The 22,154-nt window shown below is 67.1% G+C and carries 16 protein-coding genes; all 16 read right to left on the reverse strand.

The genetic code is table 11. The annotated features are described in order from the left end of the window. Positions 1-89: 89 nt before the first annotated feature. Positions 90-2,570: an NAD-dependent DNA ligase LigA gene (ligA, locus tag AUL28_RS04880; RefSeq protein ID WP_062230869.1), complete on the reverse strand. Its 2,481-nt coding sequence runs from the start codon at positions 2,568-2,570 to the stop codon at positions 90-92. Positions 2,571-2,674: 104 nt separating this feature from the next. Further along, complete coding sequence (gene recN / locus AUL28_RS04885; protein ID WP_062230870.1) at positions 2,675-4,348, reverse strand: DNA repair protein RecN; 1,674 nt, start codon at positions 4,346-4,348, stop codon at positions 2,675-2,677. A gap of 138 nt (positions 4,349-4,486) precedes the next feature. Beyond that, positions 4,487-5,404, reverse strand: a complete 918-nt coding sequence (locus AUL28_RS04890) for an outer membrane protein assembly factor BamD (protein WP_062230905.1) — start codon at positions 5,402-5,404, stop codon at positions 4,487-4,489. 231 nt (positions 5,405-5,635) lie between these two features. Continuing rightward, the gene (gene lpxC, locus AUL28_RS04895; RefSeq protein WP_058635585.1) at positions 5,636-6,577 is read right to left on the reverse strand and encodes a UDP-3-O-acyl-N-acetylglucosamine deacetylase; all 942 of its coding nucleotides are present in this window, start codon (positions 6,575-6,577) and stop codon (positions 5,636-5,638) included. 320 nt (positions 6,578-6,897) lie between these two features. Beyond that, complete coding sequence (ftsZ, locus tag AUL28_RS04900) at positions 6,898-8,505, reverse strand: cell division protein FtsZ (RefSeq protein WP_062230871.1); 1,608 nt, start codon at positions 8,503-8,505, stop codon at positions 6,898-6,900. Positions 8,506-8,627: 122 nt separating this feature from the next. Then, on the reverse strand, positions 8,628-9,956 hold the full coding sequence (gene ftsA, locus AUL28_RS04905; protein ID WP_062230872.1) for a cell division protein FtsA: 1,329 nt from the start codon (positions 9,954-9,956) through the stop codon (positions 8,628-8,630). Continuing rightward, positions 9,953-10,861, reverse strand: a complete 909-nt coding sequence (locus AUL28_RS04910) for a cell division protein FtsQ/DivIB (protein WP_062230873.1) — start codon at positions 10,859-10,861, stop codon at positions 9,953-9,955. The genes ftsA and AUL28_RS04910 overlap by 4 nt, the downstream gene beginning before the upstream one ends. After that, positions 10,849-11,772 carry a D-alanine--D-alanine ligase gene (locus tag AUL28_RS04915; protein WP_062230874.1) on the reverse strand — a complete coding sequence of 308 codons (924 nt, stop codon included), beginning with the start codon at positions 11,770-11,772 and terminating at the stop codon, positions 10,849-10,851. The genes AUL28_RS04910 and AUL28_RS04915 overlap by 13 nt, the downstream gene beginning before the upstream one ends. Positions 11,773-11,988: 216 nt before the next feature. Beyond that, positions 11,989-12,996 carry a UDP-N-acetylmuramate dehydrogenase gene (murB, locus tag AUL28_RS04920; protein WP_062230875.1) on the reverse strand — a complete coding sequence of 336 codons (1,008 nt, stop codon included), beginning with the start codon at positions 12,994-12,996 and terminating at the stop codon, positions 11,989-11,991. Then, entirely contained in the window at positions 12,945-14,357 is a 1,413-nt protein-coding gene (gene murC, locus AUL28_RS04925; protein ID WP_062230906.1) for a UDP-N-acetylmuramate--L-alanine ligase, read from the reverse strand. Before murC ends, murB begins: the two co-directional genes overlap by 52 nt. Positions 14,358-14,386: 29 nt before the next feature. Further along, positions 14,387-15,490: an undecaprenyldiphospho-muramoylpentapeptide beta-N-acetylglucosaminyltransferase gene (gene murG, locus AUL28_RS04930; RefSeq protein ID WP_062230876.1), complete on the reverse strand. Its 1,104-nt coding sequence runs from the start codon at positions 15,488-15,490 to the stop codon at positions 14,387-14,389. A 5-nt stretch (positions 15,491-15,495) separates the two neighbouring features. Next, positions 15,496-16,662, reverse strand: coding sequence for a putative lipid II flippase FtsW (ftsW, locus tag AUL28_RS04935; RefSeq protein ID WP_062230877.1), 1,167 nt, complete (start codon positions 16,660-16,662; stop codon positions 15,496-15,498). Positions 16,663-16,665: 3 nt separating this feature from the next. Then, positions 16,666-18,060 carry a UDP-N-acetylmuramoyl-L-alanine--D-glutamate ligase gene (gene murD, locus AUL28_RS04940; protein ID WP_062230878.1) on the reverse strand — a complete coding sequence of 465 codons (1,395 nt, stop codon included), beginning with the start codon at positions 18,058-18,060 and terminating at the stop codon, positions 16,666-16,668. A gap of 10 nt (positions 18,061-18,070) precedes the next feature. Next, positions 18,071-19,153, reverse strand: a complete 1,083-nt coding sequence (mraY, locus tag AUL28_RS04945) for a phospho-N-acetylmuramoyl-pentapeptide-transferase (protein ID WP_058600864.1) — start codon at positions 19,151-19,153, stop codon at positions 18,071-18,073. Positions 19,154-19,159: 6 nt separating this feature from the next. Then, positions 19,160-20,626, reverse strand: a complete 1,467-nt coding sequence (locus AUL28_RS04950) for a UDP-N-acetylmuramoylalanyl-D-glutamyl-2,6-diaminopimelate--D-alanyl-D-alanine ligase (protein ID WP_062230879.1) — start codon at positions 20,624-20,626, stop codon at positions 19,160-19,162. After that, complete coding sequence (locus tag AUL28_RS04955) at positions 20,623-22,074, reverse strand: UDP-N-acetylmuramoyl-L-alanyl-D-glutamate--2,6-diaminopimelate ligase (RefSeq protein ID WP_062230880.1); 1,452 nt, start codon at positions 22,072-22,074, stop codon at positions 20,623-20,625. The genes AUL28_RS04950 and AUL28_RS04955 overlap by 4 nt, the downstream gene beginning before the upstream one ends. Positions 22,075-22,154: the final 80 nt, after the last annotated feature.

Consider the following 22,154-nt stretch of genomic DNA (forward strand, 5'->3'; position numbering starts at 1 on the left):
CGCACCCTATCCCTCTCATCGGGGCGGGAGCAAGGCGCGCGGTGCCTGAGCTGACCGCTTCCTGTGGCGCGGCGAACCCTCGAAAGCGATCAGCCGATCAGCACCAGCCAGTCGTCCTCGGTAATGACCTTGACGCCATGTTTCTGCGCGTCGGCCAGTTTCGAGCCCGCGCCTGGTCCGGCGACCACGAGATCGGTTTTCTTCGACACCGAGCCCGAGACCTTCGCACCCAAGGCTTCCGCCCGCTCCTTCGCCTCCGAGCGCGTCATCTTCTCCAGAGTGCCGGTGAAGACGACGATCTTGTCCTTGACCGGCGAGGAGGATGGCGGCGGCGCGGCGCGCTCGTTGGTGGTGGAGACGCCCGCCTCCAACAAGGCCTCCACCGCCTCGCGATTATGCGTCTCGTCGAAGAAATGGATGAGCGAAAGCGTCGCCACCGTGCCGATGTCGCTGTCTCCCGTCAGACGCAGGAAGGCCTCGCCCGGCGCGCCGGCCTTGGCGCGGCGCAGGGCCTCGGCAAAGCCCTCCGCTTCTTCGCCATAGCGCTCGCGCAGCGCCACGCGCTGATTGGCCTTGAGGCCGAGTTCGCCGTCGCGCAGCGGCTTCCAGGCGGGATCGGCCAGTTTGGCCTCGTCCACCGCCATCAGCCGCTCGAAGGTCACGCCGCCGATCGTGTGCAGGGCGCTGAGTTCCGCCCAATCCTCCGAGGGCTGGCCGTCGCGCGCGGCGTCGATGCCCGCGATCAGCGCGCGCACATCGTCGAAATGCTTCGCCAGCGCCTTGGCCGAAGCTTCGCCGATTTCGGGAATGCCGAGCGCGAAGATGAAACGGTCGAGCGAGACGCTCTTGCGCGCCTCAATCGCGGCTAGAAGATTGTCGATCGCCTTGGTGGTTTCGCCCTTCTTGGCGGGCTTGACCGGCTCGCTCTTGCCCTCGGCCTGCCGGCGCGCTTCGGAGAGCGCCTTGCGCCGCGCCTCGATCACCTCGCGCAACGGCTCGAAGGCCATGCGGAAGAGATCGGCGGGCTGGCGCACGAGTCCGGCGTCGAACAGCTCTTCCACGAAGGTCTCACCCAGCCCTTCGATGTCGAAGGCATTGCGCGAGACGAAATGCTTCAGCCCTTCCTTGGCCTGCGCCGGACAGGTCATGGCCGCCGTGCAGCGGCGCACCGAGTCCAAGCGGCCGGTGCGCGGATTGATCTCGCGCTCGGCCTTGGAGCCGCAGATCGGGCAATGGTCGGGGTAGCGGAAGGGCTCGGCACGTTCGGGCCGCTTCTCGATCACGACATCCACGACCTGCGGAATGACGTCGCCCGCACGCTGGATCACCACGGTGTCGCCGATGCGGATGTCGCGCCCGCTCCGGATCGGATCGCCGTCGGCATCGCGGCCGGCCACATAGTCCTCGTTGTGCAGCGTCACGTTGGACACGACGACGCCGCCGACGGTCACCGGCGTCAGCTTGGCGAGCGGCGCGAGCTTGCCTGTGCGCCCGACATTGATGACGATGTCCTCGACCACGGTGGTCGCCTGCTCGGCGGAGAACTTGTGCGCGATGGCCCAGCGCGGCGCGCGCGAGACGAAGCCGAGTTCGCGCTGCTGGTCGAGATCGTCCACCTTGTAGACGACGCCGTCGATGTCATAGCCGAGCCCCGCCCGCTCGGCCTCAATGCGGCGGTAATGCTCGATCAACCCTTCCACTGTCTCGAGCCGCCGCATCAGCGGCTCGGCACGACCGTTCTGCGGCACGGCGTTGGTCTGGAAGCCCATGGTCTGGAGCGCGGCGACAACCTCGCTTTGCGTCTTGCCCGGCAGTTCGCTCGTCTCGCCCCAGGCATAAGCGAAGAAGCGCAAGGGGCGCTGGCGCGTGACGCCGGCATCCTTCTGGCGCAGCGAGCCGGCGGCGGCATTGCGCGGATTGGCGAACTGGCGCGCGGCCTTTGCACCCTCCCCCTCGCCGGCCTCCGCCAGAAGCCGCGCATTGAGGCCGGCAAAATCGGCATGGGTCATATAGACCTCGCCGCGCACCTCGAAGATATCGGGATGGAAGCCCGTCAGTTCGTCCGGGATATCGTCCAGCGTGCGCGCATTGGCGGTGACATCCTCGCCCACCTGCCCGTCGCCGCGCGTCGCAGCCGACACCAGTTTGCCCTTCTCATAGCGCAGCGACAGGGACAGGCCGTCGATCTTGGGCTCGGCCGTGATGGCGAGTTTGGCGCTTTCGGACAGGCCGAGGAAGCGGCGCACCCGCCGAGCGAAATCCGCCACGTCTTCGTCCGAAAAGGCATTGTCGAGCGAGAGCATCGGCACGGCATGGCGGATCTTGGCGAATTTCGAGGACGGCGCCGAGCCGACCTTCACCGAGGGCGAGTCCGCCCGTACCAAACCTGGAAAGCGGCGCTCCAGCTCGGCATTGCGCCGGCGCAGCGCGTCGAACTCGGCATCCGTAATGTCCGGCGCATCGTCCTCGTAATAACGCCGGTCATGCTCGGCCATTTCGAGGGCGAGCCGTTCCAGCTCGGCCGCCGCCTCAGCCTCGGTCATCACGTCGAGTTCGGGAAATTCGGACATGGCGGATCGCACTCAAAGCAAACGAAATAGACGCGCAGCGATACACCGATTCGCAGGCGCCCGGCCGGAAAATCCCTTTCCCGGCCCTGCGATCTTTGCGCGCCTTAGCCGGCCACGCCGATCAGCCGCGCGGCGGCCGCGCGCGCCTCGTCGGTCACGATGTCGCCGGCCAGCATCCGCGCGATCTCCTCGCGCCGGGCCGGGATGTCGATGGTCGCGACGCGCGTCGACAGGCGCTCGTCGCCCGGCACCGTCTCGGCCTTGGAGATCAGAAGATGGGTCGTCGCGCGCGCCGCCACCTGCGGCGCGTGGGTGACGGAGAGAACCTGCACCGTGCCGGCGAGCCGCGCCAACCGGCGGCCGATCGCATCCGCCACGGCCCCGCCGACGCCCGTATCGATCTCGTCGAAGACCAGCGTCGGCGCCGAGCCCTTGTCGGCCAGCGCCACTTTCAGCGCCAAGAGGAAGCGCGACAGCTCGCCGCCAGAGGCGACCTTCATCATCGGGCCGGCGCGCGTGCCGGGATTGGTGCGCACCCAGAACTCGGCGGTGTCGATGCCGCTTGCCGCGCGCACGTTCGGATCGCGCGTCAGCTCCACGATAAAGGCGGCGCGTTCCAGCTTCATGTCGGGCAGTTCGGCCATGACGGCCGCTTCCAGAAGCTTGGCGGCCTCGACACGCTTCACCGACAGAGCCTCGGCGCGTTCATCGAACACGGCGCGCCGCTCGGCCACGTCGGCGCTGAGTTTCACCAGCCGCTCCTCGCCCGCATCCAGCTCGGCGAGATCGGCCACCATCTTGGCCGTGAGCGCCGCGAGATCGTCCACCGGCACGTTGAACTTGCGGCCCGCGGCGCGCAGCGCAAACAAGCGCTCCTCGCACTGCTCCAGCGCGCGCGGATCGAATTCCAGCGTGCGCAGCGCGCCTTGAAGGCTCATCTGCGCATCCGATAAGGCGTCCAGCGCCGTCTCGACGCGCGCCAAGGCCTCATCCAGAAGCCCGGGCAGTTCGTCCTTCTTGCGGTCGAGCCGGCGCAGGAGGCTGGCCAGACCGGGAATGGGCGACTGCGGACCGGAGAGTTCCTCATGCGCGTCGTTGACGTCGGTCGCGATCTTTTCCGACCGCATCATCGTCTGACGTTTTTCGGCCAGTTCCTCTTCTTCGCCCGCAACAGGGGCGAGCGCGGTCAGCTCTTCGACGGAGGCACGCAGATAATCGGCCTCGCGGGCGGCGGCTTCCACCCGCGCGCGGTGGCGCGATAATTCGCTCTCGGCCTTGCGCCAGGCCCCGAAGGCTTCTGCAACGGAAGCCGCTTCCGCTCCGAGCCCGCCATATTCGTCCAAAAGCTGGCGATGGGCTTCGGGGTCCACCAGCGCGCGGTCGTCATGCTGGCCGTGGATTTCGACCAGGGTTGCGCCGAGTTCCTTCATCAGGGAGACGCTGGAGGGCCGGTCGTTGATAAAGACGCGGGTGCGCCCGTCCGCGCTCTGGACGCGGCGCAGGATGACGTCGCCATCATCGTCGAAGCCGTTGTCGGACAGGATGCGGCGCGCGGGATGGGTGGCCGACAGGTCGAAGACCGCCGAAACCTCGCCCTGTTTGGAGCCATGGCGCACGAGGCCGCCATCACCCCGCCCGCCCAGCGCGAGCGACAGGGCGTCGAGCAGGATCGACTTGCCCGCGCCGGTCTCACCCGTAAGCACGGACAGGCCATGATTCAGCCCGAGGTCGAGCCGATCGATAAGAACGATGTCGCGGATCGAAAGGTGAACAAGCATGCGCGCGAAGGGCTAGTCCGTGTTGGGACGCAAGGCAAGCGCGAAGATATGGTCGAGACCCGAGCGCTGGAAGAGGCGCTCAAGCCCCAGACATGAAAAAGGCCGGCGCGAAGCCGGCCTCGATCTCGTGCGCGTGGATCAGGCGCGGGGCGGGCGAACCTCGCCCTTGGCGGCCTGCGCATCGGGAACCTGATCGCGGCCGGCTCCCGTGATGAGCCGGGTCGCATTGCCGAACCAGGAGGTGCCGGCGCCGGCGCGCGGCTCCAGGCCCTTGCTCTGGAGCAGAGCGTAGGAATCCTTGTACCACTGCGATTCCGGGAAGTTCTGTCCGAGCACCGAGGCCGCCGCCTGCGCTTCCTGGGTCAGGCCCATCGCGTAATAGGCTTCCGTCAGGCGCGCCAGAGCCTCTTCGACGTGGCGCGTCTGCGGATAGGTGTCCACCACGTTCTTGAAGCGGTTGATCGCGGCGATGTATTCGCGGCGCTCCAGATAATAGCGCCCGACCTGCATCTCCTTGCCGGCGAGCTGGTCGCGGGCAATGCGCATCTTGGACTTGGCGTCCTCGACATATTCGGACTGCGGGTAGCGATCCACCACCTCCTGCAGGGCGGCGGCGGCGCGCGCCGTGTCGGTCTGGTCGCGCGTCACATCGGGGATCTGCCGGAAATAGGACAGGCCGATAATGTACTGGGCGTAGGCCGCCTCGCTGGAGCCGGGATAGGTCGCGAGATAGCGCCGGGCGGAGCTGATCGCGTCGTCATAGTCGCCCTTGCGGTAGCTGGCGAAGGCACGCATCACCAGGGCCTTGCGGGCGAATTCCGAATAGGGATGCTGCTTGTCGATGGCCTCGAACTTCTTGGCAGCTTCCCCCAGACGCCCTGCTTCCAGATTGGCCAAGCCCTGATTGTAGAGCTTGTCGGCCGGCTCGGTCTGCGAGGCGAGCGCCAGCGCGTCGATGTCCTTGTCCTTCGACGACATGCAGCCCGAGAGCAGCGCCGTCGATGTGGCCAGAGCCAGAACCATTGGGGCCGCGCGACCACGGCCGAACAGCGGCATCTTGATACCCATCGAACTCAAGTCCCCCTGGCTTTCGAACGCCTCTAACACAGCGTTCCGCCCCCGCCCCTACTAACGCGCGGGCGACAGCGCATACAACGGTTCAAGGCGGGTTAACACGCCTTTTTTGTGGCATCCAGCGCCATGAGCGCCGTCTCCCCTCTCGAGACGAAAACGGCAGGAGCGCCAACTGCGCCCCTGCCGCCTGATCGGGAATGCCGAATGGGCAGTTCAGAGAACCTGCGGGCCGAAGGCCGGCGCGGCGGCGGCCACCAGCGGCGGCTGGCGCAGCGGCGTGCCGCGCTGCGCGCCCTCGACGATCTCATAGGCCGAGCGGTCGGCCATCAACGCTTCCAGCGCCATCGCGTTCAGGCGATGACCGCCGCGGAAGGAGCGGTAGCAGCCGAGGATCCGTGCGCCCACCAGCGACTGGTCGCCGATCGCGTCCAACGTCTTGTGGCGCACGAACTCGTCCGTGTAGCGCAGGCCGCCCGGATTGATGACCTTATCGTCGTCGCCGATCACGACGGAGTTCTCGAGCGAGGAGCCGAGCGCGTGGCCGGAAGCCCAAAGACGCTCCACATCCTTCATGAAGCCGAAGGTGCGCGCATTGGCGAGTTCGTCGCGAAACAGGGTCGGCGTCAGGTCGGCGGCAAAGCTCTGGCGTCCGATGGCAGCCGTCGCGAACTCGATCTCGACCTCGAAGCGCGTGCCCTCGTAGGGGCGGTACTCGGCAAAGCCGCCATTGCGCTCGACGCGCACGGTCTTGAGAACGCGAATGAAGCGGCGCGAGGCGCGCTGGGCGACAAGACCGGCCGCCTCGATGGCGCGCACGAAAGCGCCGGCGCCGCCATCCATGATCGGGATTTCGCGACCCTCGATCTGGACGACGACATTGTCGACCTCCATCGCGTAGAGCGCGGCCATCAGATGCTCGATCGTGGCGACATGCGGCCCCTTGAGATCGCCCACGATCGTGGACAGATCCGTCGAGGACACATTGGCCGAAACCGCGCGGATCTCGTGGATGAGACCCGAGGGTTCGAAGACATGAAACACGATGCCGGTATCGGGCTCGGCCGGATGCAGGGACAATTCGACCGTGGCGCCGGTGTGAACCCCCACGCCCTCGAACCCGATCCGCGCGCCAATCGTGTGCTGCTTCGTGACCACGTGACTCAAATCCTACTCAATGCCGAGGCTTCGGGATGGGGCCCATCCGGACGGACAGGATGCCGAGGCTCGGCTACACATCCCCTCGCAAGCGGTTCACCCCGCCTTCCAGCCGGGCGGACCGATACGTCGCGCGGGACGATCGAACCTGAGATCAAACTAGGTCGGGGACCGAATGTGGCCAAATCACGCTTTCTTACCCGATGTTACTGGAAAGCCGGTTAATGAAAGGGTTTAGGCCTCGATCCCTGGTGCACAAACGAAAGAGCCCGCCCCCATGGGGCGGGCTCGTTAAGACTTTTGCGACGGGTTTGTGAAGATCAGTTCGACTGGCGGCGCAGGAAGGCCGGGATTTCGAGCTGGTCTTCCTCGCCGACCGGGCGCGTCGCCGTCTGCGGACGGGCTGCGGAATCGGCGGCCTGACGGCGCGGCGCATAGGGGCTGGCTTCGGCCGGGCGGCGCTCGGTGGTCTGGCGCTGGACGCGCGAGGGATCACCCAGCACGGCCTCGTCCTCGTCGCGGCGCGACAGTCCGGTCGTCAGGCGGCGCAGAAGCCCCATCGGACCGCGATCCTCGCTGGCCGTCTCGCCACCGGCGCTGCGACGCTCGATCTCGGCCTGCACCACGGGCGGGAAGTCCTCCACGCGGGGCATACGGGTCTGGGCGGCCTGGGTCACCGGCTGCTGGCGCGGCGCGGCGGCGCGGGGCTGAACCTGAGCGATCTCGGCCTGAAGGGCGGCGGTGAAGTCGTCCTCCATGTCGTGCGAAGCCGAAGCGGCCACGGGGGCGGCGGCATAGGCCGGCGCCTGGTAGGCGGGCTGCTGCGGCGCGGCGGCGGCCGGCTGCAGAACAGGCGCGACCGGAACCGGAGCGGGCTGCGGCGCAGGCTGAGCCGCGACAGGTGCCGGCGTGCGGGCACTGGCAAGCTGCGTCTCGGCGTTGCGGCCGTAGACTTCCATGGCGGCCTTGTCGATACCGGTGGCGACCACCGACACGCGGATCACGCCTTCCAGGCTCTCGTCGAAGGTCGCGCCGAGAATGATGTTGGCGTCCTGGTCCACTTCCTCGCGGATGCGGGTCGCGGCCTCGTCCACCTCAAAGAGCGTGAGGTCACGCCCGCCGGTGATGGAGATGAGGAGGCCCTTGGCGCCCTTCATCGAGGTTTCGTCCAGAAGCGGGTTGGCGATCGCGGCCTCGGCGGCGGCCATCGCGCGGCCCTCACCGGACGCTTCGCCCGTGCCCATCATCGCCTTGCCCATCTCGCGCATCACGGAGCGAACGTCCGCGAAGTCGAGGTTGATGAGACCTTCCTTGACCATCAGGTCGGTGATGCAGGCGACACCCGAGTAGAGAACCTGATCGGCCATGCCGAACGCGTCGGCGAAGGTCGTCTTGTCGTTGGCGATGCGGAAGAGGTTCTGGTTCGGAATGACGATGAGGGTATCGACATTCTTCTGCAGCTCTTCGATGCCCTGCTCGGCGATGCGAAGACGGCGCTGTCCTTCGAAGTGGAAGGGCTTGGTGACGACGCCGACCGTCAGGATGCCCTTTTCGCGCGCCGCGCGGGCGACGACGGGGGCCGCGCCCGTGCCGGTGCCGCCGCCCATGCCGGCGGTGACGAAGCACATGTGCGAGCCGAGGAGGTGATCGCAGATTTCATCCAGCGATTCCTCGGCAGCCGCGCGGCCGACCTCGGGCTGCGAGCCGGCGCCCAGACCCTCGGTGACGGCAACGCCCATCTGGATCACGCGCTCGGCGCGCGAGGAGCGAAGGGCCTGCGCGTCCGTGTTGGCGATCACGAACTCGACGCCTTCGAGACCGGCGTTGATCATGTTGTTGACGGCGTTGCAGCCGCCGCCGCCGACACCGAACACGGTGATCCGGGGCTTGAGCTCCGTGATGTCGGGCTTCTGCAAGGTGATGCTCATCTCGTTTCCTTTCGGGGTCGGCTGGGCCGCCGCCGCGCCCGCCTGAAGTTTTGAAACCTGCCCGGTGCACGCAAGGCGCCGGTTGCGAAATGGTCGTTGGTCAGTGTCCCACACGAACCTTGTCAGAAGCTCTGCCGAAGCCAGGAGCCGAAGCGCCCGACCCGCGTGCGCCGGTCGAAGGCGAAGTCGAGGGCGGAATGCTCGGGAACATGTTCGAGCATGGCCACCTGGGGGTAGATCAGGAGCCCCACGGACGTGGCGAAGGCAGGGCTCTTGTTGGCAGCCGCAAGGCCGGCGACGCCGACCGGGCGCCCGAGGCGCACATTGCGGTTGAGAATCTGGCGGGCCGCGTCGTTCAGGCCCGCAAGCTGGCTGGCGCCACCGGTCAGCACCACGCGCTTGCCGATCACATGTCCGAGATTGGACTGGTTCAACCGGTCGCGAATCAGCTCCAGCGTTTCTTCGACGCGCGGGCGAATGATGCGCGCGATCAGCGAACGCGAGACCTGAATCGTCGCTTCGTTGCCCTCGTCGCCGAGCGGCTCGACCGACACCGTGTCGCCATCGGCCATCATGCTCGGCAGCGCGTTGCCATGCATGACCTTCAGGCGCTCGGCCTGTTCGGGCCGGATCGACAGGCCGCGCGCCAGATCCATCGTGATGTGATGGCCACCGAGCGCCACGGCGTCGGCATAGGCGAAATGGCCGTTCTGGAAGATCGAGATCGTGGTGGACCCCGCCCCCATGTCGATGCAGGCCGAGCCCATCTTGGCCTCGTCGTCCACCAGCGTCGACAGGCCGCTGGCATAGGGCGTCGCCACGAAGGCTTCGACCACGAGATGCGCGCGGTTGATCGCCGCTTCCAGGTTGCGCAGCGGCGTTTCCTCGGCCGAGAGGATGTGCAGCTCCGCACCCAGCTCCGCGCCGGTCATGCCGACGGGGTTTTCCAGGCCGGTCTCGTTGTCCAGCATCAGATCGAACGGAACCCGGTGCAGCGCGACCCGCCCTTCGCGCATCGGCGTGCGGGCGGCCTGGTTGAGGACGCGCTTCAAGTCCAGCTCGGACACTTCGGTGCCTTCGACCTGCGCGCGCGCCGAACCGCGAAGGCTCTTGAGGCGCCCGGCGCAGACCGAGACGATCAAGGATTCGATCGTCAGCCCGGCCATGCGCTCGGCGGCGTCCACGCAGTAGCGGATCGACTTCTCGGCGGCTTCCAGATCCACCACCACGCCCGACTTCACGCCGCGCGAGCGCTGATGGCCGATGCCGATGACCTCTACCACATGGGTGCGGCCCGGCAGGATCTCGCTTTCGGGGCGCGGCTTCAGCTTGGCGATGAGGCAGGTCACCTTGGAGGAGCCGATATCGAGCACCGAAATGGTGCGCGGGCGGCGGTCCGAGGGCTTCTTCATGCGCGGAAGTTGGTCCACGGGTTTGGAGAACAGCGTCATACCGGCTTCTCCTTGCGGGCCTGCTTCACGATCTTGTCCCGTTCCTTGAGCGCCTTGAGGCGGCGTTCCTGCGCCGCCGGCGTCAGTTTGATCACGATGCGATCCTCGAGCCGCATGTCGACCGACTCGATGTCGCGCGACAGAAGGCCGTTGTCGCGATCGAGCCGCATCACGGCCGCCGCCGCCTCGATCGGGTCGAGTTCGGGGAGGCGGATCACCACGCCATTGTCGAGGCGCAGGTCCCAGCGCCGGTCGCCGACGCGCACATAGGCCTTGATGCGCTGGTCGAGTTCGGGAACCAGCGCCATCTTGTCGAGGATGTCGGTCGCCTCGCGCGCCGCGCCCGGCCCCACCACGAAGGGCAGATCGGTGAAGCGCGTCGTGGCGTAGGGCACGATTTCCTTGCCGTCGCGATCGACGATCCAGAGATCCTTGTCGCGCTGCCAGAGGGCGAAAGGCTTCTTCTCCACCAGCGTGATCTTCACGTGGTTGGGATATTCCTTCTCGATCTTGGCGCTTTCGATCCAGGGCATGGCCTCGATCGCCTTGCGGGCGGCCTCGGCATCGAGCGCGGGGAGCGTCGTCGCCCCCGTCGCCCAAAGCTCCTGAAGAATGTCGATCTCGCTGGTCTCGCGATAGCCGGCGACATCCACCCGATCGATCGACAGGCCGAGCGGCTCGGAGATCGTGTCGATCACCTTCACCGTATGGCCGCCGAGAACCATGCCGTAGAGCGCGGTCGAGCCCAGAAGCCCGATCGAGAGCGTGCGAAAGCGCGGCAGCGACAATTCGCGCAGGTTCTTGATCCAGACGATCAGCTTGCGCGCCAGACGTTGCGCGCGCAGGACGATCGGATGCATCCGCTCGAAATCGGTCAGCGAAAGACGGTGGTTCAGCGCTTGCATGAGGCGTCCCTCACCATCCAGCTCAACAGCTCGCCGAAGGAATGGCCGGCCGCGCGCGCGATATCGGGCACGAGCGAGGTGGCCGTCATGCCGGGCTGGGTGTTGATCTCCAGCCAGATCAGCTCGCCGCCCTCGCCGAACCGGTCGTCATAGCGGAAGTCCGAGCGCGTCACGCCCCGGCAGCCGAGCGCGCGGTGCGCGGCGAGAGCCGCTTCCTGCACGCGCTTGGTCACCTGCGGGGGCAGATTGGCCGGGATGATGTGCTGCGAGCCACCCGGCAGATATTTGGAATCGTAGTCGTAGAAGGCGTGGCCTTCGGTCGTGATCTCGCAGACCGGCAGCGCCACGTCGCCCATGACGGCGCAGGTCAGCTCGCGCCCATGCACGAAACGCTCGATCATGACCTCTTCGCCGAAGCTCCAGTCCGCGCCATGGAGCTGCTGCGGGGGATGGGCCTGATCCTCGCGAACGATCAGGACGCCGAAGGACGAGCCCTCCGCGATCGGCTTCACGACATAGGGCGGCGCGATGACATGAGCCTCTGCCACGCGACGGCGCTCCACCACCAGCGTTTCCAGAACCGGCACGCCGGCCGTGCGGGCGATAGCCTTCGCCTTCACCTTGTTCATGGCGAGGGCCGAGGCCAGAACGCCCGAATGGGTGTAGGGAATTTCCAGGAATTCGAGCACGCCCTGAATGGCACCGTCCTCGCCGAACGGCCCATGCAGCGCGTTGAACGCGACATCCGGGCGAAGCTCGGAGAGAACCTGCGCCACATCCCGGCCGACATCGACGCGGCTGACGCGAAAGCCCTCGGCCTCCAGCGTCTCGGCGCAGGCCGCGCCGGAGTTCAGGCTTACGGGCCGTTCCGACGAGAAGCCACCCAACAGCACCGCCACATGCAAGGTCATAGACCCACGATCCCATCAACCGAATTTCAGGGACCATTCTTGCGGCCGGTTTGGTTAAACGTTGGTTAATCGAATCGCCGCGTTGAAAGAAAATCGTAAGGGCGTTTCCGAACCGGGCGTTAACCTTTGCGCGCTGTGGCTTTTGCGCGATGGATTCTCGCGGGCCTTACCCCAAACGATCATGAAAAAAGGGCGCCGAGAGGGCGCCCTTTTGTGTCAGCTAGCCAGCGGAGTTCGGAACGGCTCGACCTCCCGCCCCGGCTCGAAGCGGCCGAGGCGCTTGATCTCCCATTCCAGAAGAATGCCGGATGTCTCGAAGACGCGCCGACGCACGGTCTCGCCCAGAAGCTCCAGATCCTGCCCGCTCGCCTCGCCGGCATTGATCATGAAATTGCAGTGCAGCGCCGACATCTCGGCCCCGCCGATGCGAAGCCCCCGGCAGCCCGCGCGGTCGATCTCCTTCCAGGCGGAGTTGCCCGGCGGGTTCTTGAAGGTGGAGCCGCCCGTCTTCTCGCGCACCGGCTGCACGGTCTCGCGGTGATGCTGCACCTCGTCCATCGCCGCGCGGATCGCCTCGCGATCGCTCGCCGGCCCTTCGAACAGTGCGGACACGAAGATCAGGTCTTCGGGCGCGTCCGCGTGGCGGTAGCTGTAGCCCATGTCTTTGCGGCTCAGGACATGGCGGTGTCCCGCACGGTCATAGGCCACGGCCTCGACCAGCCGCTCGGCCGTTTCGACGCCATTGGCCCCGCCATTCATGCGGATCGCGCCGCCGACCGAGCCGGGAATGCCGTGAAAGAAGTGAAAGCCGCCCAGCCCGGCCTCCAGCGCGACGGCGGCGAGGCGCTTATCGCTTGCCGCAGCACCCGCCCGAAGACGCCCCTCGCCGGCCGGCTCCACCTCGCCGAACCCCTTGGCCGGCAGGCGCAACGTCACGCCACCGACGCCGCCGTCGCGGATCAGGAGATTGGAGCCGATGCCGACCACGGTCAGCGGGACATCGGCCGGCAGCGCCTTCAGGAAGGCTTCGAGATCGGCCTCGTCCGCCGGCTGATAGAAGAGATCGGCCGGGCCGCCGGTGCGGAACCACGTGATCTTGGAAAGGTCCGCCCGCTCGGCCAGCTTGCCGCGCAGGGCGAGAGCGGGGTCGGACAGATGGCGGGCGAGCTCGCTCACGCGCGCGCGCCCAGCGCATCCAGCTCCTTGGGCAGCGCATAGGCCCATTGCGTGATGGAGCCGGCGCCCAAGCACACGACCATATCGCCCGGCTGCGCGATGCGATGGACGAGCGGGGCCAGATCCTGCGGCCCGTCGATCAGCTGCGCGTCGCGGTGACCGCCCAGACGCAGGCGCTCCGCCAGCATTTCCGAATTCACCAACTCGATCGGCTCTTCGCCCGCCGCATAGACCGGCGCGAGGATCACCGTATCGGCATCGTTGAAGCAGGCGGCGAAATCGGCGAACAGGCTCTGAAGGCGCGAATAGCGATGCGGCTGGACGACGGCGATGACCCGGCCCGAGGCGGCCGAGCGCGCGGCCGAGAGCACGGCGCGGATTTCGACCGGGTGGTGGCCGTAATCGTCATAGACGTCGATGCCATGGCTCTGGCCCGTATGGGTGAAGCGCCGCTTCACGCCGCCGAAGGCCCCGAGCCCCTTGCGGATCGACTCCGCCGAAAGGCCGATGCGATGGGCGACGGCGACCGCCGCCGTCGCGTTCGACACATTGTGCCGGCCCGGCATGGGCAGGACGAGATTGGGAAGCTCCTCGACCCGGCCTGTCACACGGTCGCGGATGGTCACGTCGAAGGTCGAGCGCGCGCCTTCCATGCGCAGGTTCTGGAAACGCACATCGGCCTGAAGGTTCTCGCCATAGGTGATGATGCGCCGGTCCTCGATCTCGGCCACCAGCGTCTGCACCTCGGGATGGTCGAGGCACATGACGGCGAAGCCATAGAAGGGCACGTTCTCGACAAAGGCGCGGAAGGCTGCGCGCACCTTATCGAACGTGCCGTAATGGTCGAGATGCTCGGGGTCGATATTGGTGACGACCGCGACGTCGGCCGGCAGCTTCAGGAAGGTGCCATCGGACTCGTCGGCTTCCACCACCATCCAGTCGCCCGCGCCCATGCGGGCATTGGTGCCATAGGCGTTGATGATGCCGCCATTGACCACGGTCGGGTCCATGCCGCCGGCATCGAGCAAGGTCGCGACCATGGAGGTGGTCGTCGTCTTACCATGCGTCCCGCCGATGGCGATCGCCTGACGGAAGCGCATCAGCTCGGCCAGCATCTCGGCGCGGCGCACGATCGGCAGAAGCCGGGCGCGGGCGGCCGACAGCTCGGGATTGGTGCGCTTGATGGCGGTGGAGACGACCACCACTTCGGCCAGACCCAGATTCTCGGCGGCATGGCCGATATGGACGGTGACGCCCTTTTCGCGCAGGCGCTGGACATTGGCGTTCTCGGCCGCGTCCGACCCTTGCACGGTATAGCCGAGATTGACGAGCACCTCGGCGATGCCGCTCATGCCGATGCCCCCGATCCCGATGAAATGCACAGGGCCGATATTGGGCGGCATCTTCATGAGACGCTCCTTTTTGTCGTTGGTTGGAATCATCGTGCGGGGGCAGCGCCGGTGAGGCGCGCGAGAAGATCGGCGAGCTGCGCGGCGGCGTCGGGAATGCCGACCGAGCGTGCGACGGTGGCCATGGCTTCTGCCGAGACCGAGTCTTCGGCCACATCGCGAATATGCTGGGCGAGGCGTTCGGGCGAAAGCTCGGATTGCTGGGCCAGAACCGCGCCGCCGCCTTCGGTCAGCCGCGCCGCGTTGGCCGCCTGATCGTGGTCGAGCGCGTAAGGGTACGGCACGAGAACGGACGGCCGGCCGATCACGCAGATTTCCGAAACGGTCGAGGCGCCCGACCGGCTGACCACGAGATGCGCACGGCCGATCCGATCCGCCATGTCGCCGAAGAAAGGCGAGACATCGGCGGGAATGCTCATGCGCTCATAAAAGGCGCACACCTCCGCCTCGTCCTCGCGGCGCGCCTGCTGCGTCACGCGCAGCCGGGCCTGAAGCGGCGCGGGCAAAAGCTCGATCGCGGCGGGAACCGCCTTGGAGAAGAACTGCGCGCCCTGGCTGCCGCCGAAGACGACGAGGTTGAACGGCTCCGCGCCACGGCTCGCGACATAGGGCTGCTCGGCGGCCTTGAGCACGGCCGGGCGCACCGGATTGCCGGTCACGGTGATCTTCGACGCGATGGCGGGGTCGGCATGGCTTTGCGGAATGCCGGCGGCGATGGCCTTCACGCGGCTCGCCAGAAAGCGATTGGCGCGGCCCATCACGGCGTTCTGCTCATGGATCAGCGTCGGGCGTCCCGCCTTCACGGCCGCCAGCATCGGCGGCACGGTCGGATAGCCGCCGAAGCCGATCACGGCGGCGGGCTTGATCTCGCGCATCAGGCGCAGCGCCTGCCGGTAGCCGTTGAGGAGTTTCAGCCCGGAGCGCAGGACAGCAATCGGGTTCTTCGAGCCGAAGGTGGCCGACGGGATCACATGCGTCGCATCCGCCGGGAAGCTGCCGGCATAGCGCCCAGCCCGCTCGTCGGTCGCCAGATGCACGGTGAAGCCCCGCGCGCGAAGCTCATGCGCCAGCGCCTCGGCCGGAAAGAGATGGCCGCCCGTGCCGCCGGCGCAGAGAAGGATCGGTCCTGCCATGCCTGTCACCGCGCGTTCACGGCGTTCTGGAAGAACAGCGTGCGGTCCACCAGACGGTCGGTCTGCGAGACGTTCTCGGCGCGCTTGCGCGTCAGCGCCAGAACGAAGCCGGCCGTGATGGCGACGGCCATCATGGACGAGCCGCCATAGGAGATGAAGGGCAGCGTCATGCCCTTGGCGGGCATGAGATGGAGGTTCACCGCCATGTTGATGATCGACTGGAGGCCGAACAGCATGACCAAGCCGGAGATCGCCAAGCGGTTGAACGTGTCGCGCTGGCGGAAGCCGACCGAGAGGCCCCGGATCACGATGAAGGCGAAGATCGAGGTCAGCGCCATGCAGGAGATGATGCCGAACTCTTCCGCGATCACGGAATAGGCGAAGTCCGTGTGGCTGTCGGGCAGGATGCGCTTGACCGTCCCCTCGCCCGGCCCCTGGCCGAGCCAGCCGCCGCGCATGATGGCCTCGCGCGCCGTGTCCACCTGGAACGTATCGCCTTCGCCCGTCATGAAGCGGTCGATACGCGAGGCGACGTGCGGGAAGACGAAATAGGCCGAGCAGAAGCCGAGAAGCGCGATGCTGCCGAGCATGACGATCCAGATCCAGGGCAGGCCCGCCATGAAGAACAGCGCCCCCCAGACGGAGCTGGACAGGATCGTCTGGCCGAGATCGGGCTGGGCGACCAGCAGCGCGCAGACCACCATCAGGATCAGGATCGAGAAGAGATTGCCCGGAATGTCCTTGCGCCGCGAATGCTCGGCAAAGAGCCAGGCGCAGACGACCACGAAGGCCGGCTTCATGAATTCGGAGGGCTGAATGCTGAGCGGGCCGATATCGACCCAGCGCCGCGCGCCCTTCACCTCGGTTCCGAAGAACAGCGCGAGCAGCATGAGCCCGAGCGCGCCGCAGAGCATGACCACCGACATGCGGCGGATGCCGCGCGGGCTGAGTAGCGAGGTCGCAAGCATCACCGCAATGCTCGGAAACAGGAACAGGGCGTGGCGCTTGACGAAATGGAAGGGCTCCAGGCCGATGCGCTCGGCCACCGGTGGGCTGGCGGCGAAGGACAGGACCATGCCGCCGATCATCAGGATCAGGAAGGCGGCAAGGAACCAGCGGTCGATCGACCGCCACCAGTCGGTGATGAGGCCCTTCTGAGCGCGACTGACCATGCTCTATCCCTTGCGGAAGACGTCGATTCCGGGCAGCGCTTCCACCAGCTGGCGGAAGCTGTCGCCCCGGACCTCGAAATTGCGAAACTGGTCGAAGCTCGCACAGGCGGGCGACAGGAGAACGACCTCCTCGGCCCCCGAGCGGGCGGCGTCGCGCGCCGCATTCTCGACCGCGACGTCTAGTGTACCTGATATTTCGTAAGGAATTCGTTCACCAAGAGTCGCGGCAAAAGCCGGCGCGGCCTCGCCGATCAGATAGGCCTTGGCGACGCGGGGGAACAGGGATTCCAGCGAGGCGATTCCACCCTCCTTGGGCAGGCCGCCCGCGATCCAGTGAATGCGCTCGAAGCTCGCCAGTGCGGGGGCTGCGGCGTCGGCATTGGTGGCCTTGGAATCGTTGACGAAGAGGACAGGGCCGGCGCGCCCGACCTGCTCCATGCGATGCACGAGGCCGGGGAAGCTCTCAAGGCCAGCCTGGATTTCGGCCGCGCTGAGACCCAGCGCCGTCAGCGCGGCGACGGCGGCGGCGGCATTCTGCCCGTTGTGCCGGCCGCGCAGCGAGCCGATGCCGGCCAGCGGAAACTCGGCTTCCACGCGCCCGTCCCGCATCGAAAGCAGCGTGCCATCGCGATACACGATCCCGTCGTCCAGCGCCTTCTCTTTGGAAATGCGCACCACGACATTGCCTTCGCTTTCGTGCCAGTCGGCGATGCCGACACCGTAATCGTCATCGACGCCGATCACGGCCGTTCCGGCGTCCTTCAGGAGGCGGGCCTTGATCGCGGCATAGTTCTCCATCGTCCCGTGCCGGTCGAGATGATCGGGCGTCAGGTTCAGAAGAATGCCGACGGTGGGAGCCAGCGAGGGCGCCAGATCGATCTGGTAAGAGGAGCATTCCACGACATAGTGCCGCTCGGGCGCGGGCGGCTCCAGCGTCAGAACCGCCACGCCGATATTGCCGCCGAGCTGCGTGTCGCGCCCGGCATGGCGCAGACAATGGGCGATCAGCGCCGTGGTGGTGGACTTGCCGTTGGTGCCGGTGATGGCGACAAACGGCGCACGCGGGCAGAGCGCGGCGCGCTCGCGCACGAAGATTTCGATGTCGCCGATCACGGGCACGCCCGCCTCGCGCGCCAGTTCCGCCGCCCAATGCGGTTTGGGATGGGTCAGCGGCACGCCGGGCGACAGCACGAGCGCGTCCAGCCCGGACCAGTCGAGCCCATGCAGATCGCCGGTCGGCAAGCCTTGCGAGGCGGCGAGTTCCACGCTCTTCGGGTTGTCGTCGAAGGCCGTCAGCTCGGCCCCGCCCGCTTGGAGCGCGTGCGCTGTAGCAAGGCCCGAGCCGCCGAGACCGAACAGCGCGACCCGCTGGCCCGCAAAACTCGTCGCCGGGATCATGGCTCTCTCCTCAGCGCAGCTTGAGCGTCGAGAGGCCGACGAAAGCCAGCATCAGGGCGATGATCCAGAAGCGGACGACGACCTGACTCTCGGTCCAGCCGAGCTTCTCGAAATGGTGGTGGATCGGCGCCATGAGGAAGACGCGCTTGCCGGTGAGCTTGAAGGACGCGACCTGGATGATGACCGACAGCGCCTCCATGACGAAGAGGCCGCCGATCACGACCAGAACCAACTCGTGCTTGGTGGCGACGGCGACGGTGCCGACGAGGCCGCCCAGCGCCAGCGAGCCCGTGTCGCCCATGAAGATGGCGGCGGGCGGCGCGTTGAACCAGAGGAAGCCCAGCCCCGCCCCGATCACCGCGCCGCAGACCACGGCCAGTTCGCCCGTGCCGACGACATAGTGGATCTGGAGATAGTTGGCGAAATTCGTATTGCCCGCGAGATAGGCGATCAGCGCGAAGGCCGCCGAGGCGATCATGATGGGCATGATGGCGAGCCCGTCGAGACCGTCCGTCAGGTTCACGGCATTGGCCGCGCCGACCACGACCACCGCCGCAAAGGCCGCGTAGAACCAGCCGAGATCGATCAGCAGCGACTTGATGAAGGGCACTGAGAGCGATGTCGCGAAGCTGCCCGACTGCGCCATGATGATGAGGACGCCCGCCACCAAGGCGATCGCGAACTCGATGGCGAGGCGCGCCTTGCCCGAGAAGCCCTTGTGGCTCTGCTTGGTGACCTTCAGATAATCGTCATAGAAGCCGATGGCGCCGAAGCCCATCGTGACGAGCAGCACCGTCCAGACATAAAGATTGCTGAGATCGGCCCAGAGCAGCGTCGCGGCCAGAAAGCCCGCCAGGATCATCAGCCCGCCCATGGTAGGCGTGCCGGCCTTCTTGAAATGGGTCTGCGGCCCGTCGGCGCGGATCGGCTGCCCCCGCCCCTGCCGGATGCGCAGATTGGCGATGATGGCGGGGCCGAACAGAAACACCACGATGAACGAGGTGATCATCGCGCCGCCGGTGCGGAAGGTGATGTAGCGAAAGACGTTGAAGACCTGCGCGTCTTCGGTCAGCGCGGCCAGATAGGTGAACATGGTGCGTCAGGCTCCCTGCCAGGACTGGGATGGGGCAGGTTCGCCCATGGATGGGGCGGGCGGCGCAAACTCGGCGACGAGATCGTCCACCATTTTCGAGAAGCCGATGCTCTTGGACGCTTTGATCATCACGACGTCACCCGGCCGAAGGTGGCGCACCAAGCTTGCGCGAAGCTCGCCGGTCGAAGAATGCCACTCGTGGCGCACCAAGCGCTCCAGCGCCGCGTCGAGCGCGGTCATCTCGGTTCCGGCCAGAAGCACGAGGTCGGGATGGGCGTCGAGAACGGCGGCGGCGAGTTCCACATGCATCGCGCGCGAAAAGGCGCCGAGTTCTAGCATGTCGCCCAGAACCGCGATGCGGCGCGCTTCCGGCCCCGGCGCGCATTGCGCCAGCAGCGAAAGCGAGGCGCGCATGGAGGCGGGGTTGGCGTTGTAGCTTTCGTCGATCAGCGTCCAGGTTCCGCCGCCCGGCAGCGGCAGGACATGGCGCGCCCCGCGCCCCTTGCTGGCGCGCCAGTCGGCGAGCGCGGCTGCGGCGGCTTCGACATCGGCGCCCATCAGGTCGGCCGCGCCGAGAACGGCCAGCGCGTTCTGCGCGATATGGCGCCCGCCCGCCCCGATCTCCGTCATCACATCTGTGCCGTCGATGCGCGCGGCCAGGCGCTGCCCGGCTCCGGTGGAGCGCAGGGCCGTCAGGCGATAATCGGCATCCGGCGCTTCGCCGAAGGTGGTGATGCGCGTGACGCCGACGGCGCCGGCGCGCGCCGTCAGGCGAGGCAGCTGCGGATCGTCGGCGTTCAGAACCGCCGTGCCGCCGGGCACCAGCCCCTCGAAAATCTCGGCCTTGGCGTCGGCGATCTCGTCGATGTCGCGGAAGAAACCGAGATGCGCCGGCGCGATCAGCGTGATCACAGCCACATGCGGCTGCACCATCTTGACCAGCGGCCGGATCTCGTTCGGATGGTTCATCCCGATCTCGAACACGGCGAAACGCGCGTCGGCCGGCAGGCGCGCCAGCGTGAGCGGTACGCCCCAGTGATTGTTGAAGGAGGCGATTGAAGCGTGCACCTCGCCCTGGCGTTCCAGGATATGGCGCAGCGCGTCCTTGGTGGTGGTCTTGCCGACGCTGCCCGTCACCGCGACGATGCGCGCCTTCGACCGGGCGCGCGCCGCAAGCGCCAGGCGCTCCAGCGCCTTCAACACGTCATCCACCACGAGCAGCGGAACCGTGACGCTGCCGAGCGCCGGCAGTTTCTTTTCGGCGACGACCAGCAGCGCCGCGCCCGCCGCGATGGCTTGGCGCAGAAAGGCGTGGCCGTCGAAGCTTTCGCCCTTGATGGCGAAGAAGGCGTCGCCCGGCTGAAGCGTGCGCGTATCGATCGAAAGACCGGAAATGCCATTGGGCATGGTGCCGATCGGCCGCCCGCCCGTCGCCTGGACGATCTCCTGCGGGGTCCAGAGCACCGTGGTCATGCGCTCTCCTTGTCGGCGATGGCGCGCCGAACTTCCTCATGGTCGCTGAAGGGGAAGGTCTCGCCCGCGATCGTCTGGCCGTTCTCGTGCCCCTTGCCGGCCACGATCACCGTATCCCCCGCCTCGGCCATGGCGATGGCCGTCGCAATAGCCTCGCGCCGGTCGGCGATCTCACGCGCGCCGGGTGCCGCGGCCAGGATGGCGGCGCGGATCGTCGCCGGAACCTCGGAGCGCGGGTTGTCGTCCGTGACGATCACGACATCGGCAAGACGCGACGCGATTTCGCCCATGATCGGGCGTTTACCCGTATCCCGGTCGCCGCCGCAGCCGAACACGGCGATGACCCGGCCCGTGGTGAAGGGGCGCACGGACTGAAGCACGTTTTCCAGCGCCTCGGGCTTGTGCGCGTAATCCACGAAGACCGGCACGCCCTCGCCCGTGGTGCCTGCGAGTTCCAGCCGGCCCGGCGCGCCGCGAAGTCCTTCCAGCGCGCGCAGCGCGACAGCGGCCTCGACGCCCGTTGAGATGGCGAGGCCGGCGGCGACCAGCGCATTCGCCATCTGGAACTCGCCCGCCAGCGGCAGGACGATGCGATGGATCTGCCCGGCCGCCTCGATCTCGGCGATCTGGCGATGACGCTCATGCTCCAGGCGTTTGAGAACCAGAAAGTCCCCTGCCCGCCCGACGAGGCGAACGTCGGCGCCGGCCTGCCGAGCCGCATCGGCGGCGCGCACGGACCATTCGTCGTCCGCGAAGATCACGGCCGGCGCGCCCTTGGGCAGCAGCGTGTCGAAAAGGCGCATCTTGGCGCGGAAATAATCCTCGACCGTCGGATGATAATCCATGTGGTCGCGGCCGAGATTGATGAAGCCCGCAGCCGAAAGCCTGATGCCGTCGAGCCGGCGCTGGTCCAGCCCGTGGCTGGATGCCTCCATGGAAGCGTGCGTGACGCCCTCGTCGGCCAGTTCCGCCATGAGCTTGGCGAGCGCGACGGGCTCGGGCGTCGTCAGCGTGCCGTAATCGTTGCGCTTGGGCGAGACGACGCCGGTCGTGCCGATCGAAGCGGCGGCGAGGCCGGCGGCGGCCCAGATCTGGCGCGCAAAGGCGGCGATCGAGGTCTTGCCGCTGGTTCCGGTGACGGCCACCACGCAGCCCGGCTGCCGGCCATGAAAACGCGCCGCCATCAATGACAGGGCGCGACGCGGATCGTCCACCCGCACCAGAGGCAGGCGGCTGTCGATGGTGGCATCTTTTGAGACGAGAAGCGCGGCGGCGCCCCGCCGCTCGGCATCGGCGAGGAAGCTTTCACCATTGGCCTTGGTGCCGGCGAGAGCGGCAAACAGGAAGCCGGGCTCCACGCGCCGGGAATCCGAGGTCAGGCCCGTGATGTCGATATGGGCTCCGTCTGGTCCGGTTTCGAACTCACCGGCGAGGTCGCAAAGCTTCATTCACCATCTTCCACGTCGCAGAAAAAAGCCGGCGGCGCGCCGCCGGCTTTCGAATTGGATCGTCTCGGCGGGCTTCTTAG

It is taken from the genome of Aureimonas sp. N4, from assembly GCF_001463925.1.
Lineage (GTDB): Bacteria > Pseudomonadota > Alphaproteobacteria > Rhizobiales > Rhizobiaceae > Aureimonas > Aureimonas ureilytica_A.

Excerpts from the sequence above, each read along its gene's own strand:
- ligA (WP_062230869.1), bottom strand. The coding sequence starts at position 2,570 with ATGTCCGAATTTCCCGAACTCGACGTGATGACCGAGGCTGAGGCGGCG.
- murG (WP_062230876.1), bottom strand. The coding sequence starts at position 15,490 with ATGGCAGGACCGATCCTTCTCTGCGCCGGCGGCACGGGCGGCCATCTC.
- AUL28_RS04950 (WP_062230879.1), bottom strand. The coding sequence starts at position 20,626 with ATGACCACGGTGCTCTGGACCCCGCAGGAGATCGTCCAGGCGACGGGC.
- murB (WP_062230875.1), bottom strand. The coding sequence starts at position 12,996 with ATGGGCCTATGCGCTGCCCAAGGAGCTGGATGCGCTGGGCGCGCGCGC.
- ftsA (WP_062230872.1), bottom strand. The coding sequence starts at position 9,956 with ATGACGCTGTTCTCCAAACCCGTGGACCAACTTCCGCGCATGAAGAAG.
- murC (WP_062230906.1), bottom strand. The coding sequence starts at position 14,357 with ATGAAGATGCCGCCCAATATCGGCCCTGTGCATTTCATCGGGATCGGG.
- ftsW (WP_062230877.1), bottom strand. The coding sequence starts at position 16,662 with ATGGTCAGTCGCGCTCAGAAGGGCCTCATCACCGACTGGTGGCGGTCG.
- mraY (WP_058600864.1), bottom strand. The coding sequence starts at position 19,153 with ATGTTCACCTATCTGGCCGCGCTGACCGAAGACGCGCAGGTCTTCAAC.
- AUL28_RS04890 (WP_062230905.1), bottom strand. The coding sequence starts at position 5,404 with ATGCCGCTGTTCGGCCGTGGTCGCGCGGCCCCAATGGTTCTGGCTCTG.
- AUL28_RS04910 (WP_062230873.1), bottom strand. The coding sequence starts at position 10,861 with ATGCAAGCGCTGAACCACCGTCTTTCGCTGACCGATTTCGAGCGGATG.
- AUL28_RS04955 (WP_062230880.1), bottom strand. The coding sequence starts at position 22,074 with ATGAAGCTTTGCGACCTCGCCGGTGAGTTCGAAACCGGACCAGACGGA.
- AUL28_RS04915 (WP_062230874.1), bottom strand. The coding sequence starts at position 11,772 with ATGACCTTGCATGTGGCGGTGCTGTTGGGTGGCTTCTCGTCGGAACGG.
- recN (WP_062230870.1), bottom strand. The coding sequence starts at position 4,348 with ATGCTTGTTCACCTTTCGATCCGCGACATCGTTCTTATCGATCGGCTC.
- ftsZ (WP_062230871.1), bottom strand. The coding sequence starts at position 8,505 with ATGAGCATCACCTTGCAGAAGCCCGACATCACGGAGCTCAAGCCCCGG.
- murD (WP_062230878.1), bottom strand. The coding sequence starts at position 18,060 with ATGATCCCGGCGACGAGTTTTGCGGGCCAGCGGGTCGCGCTGTTCGGT.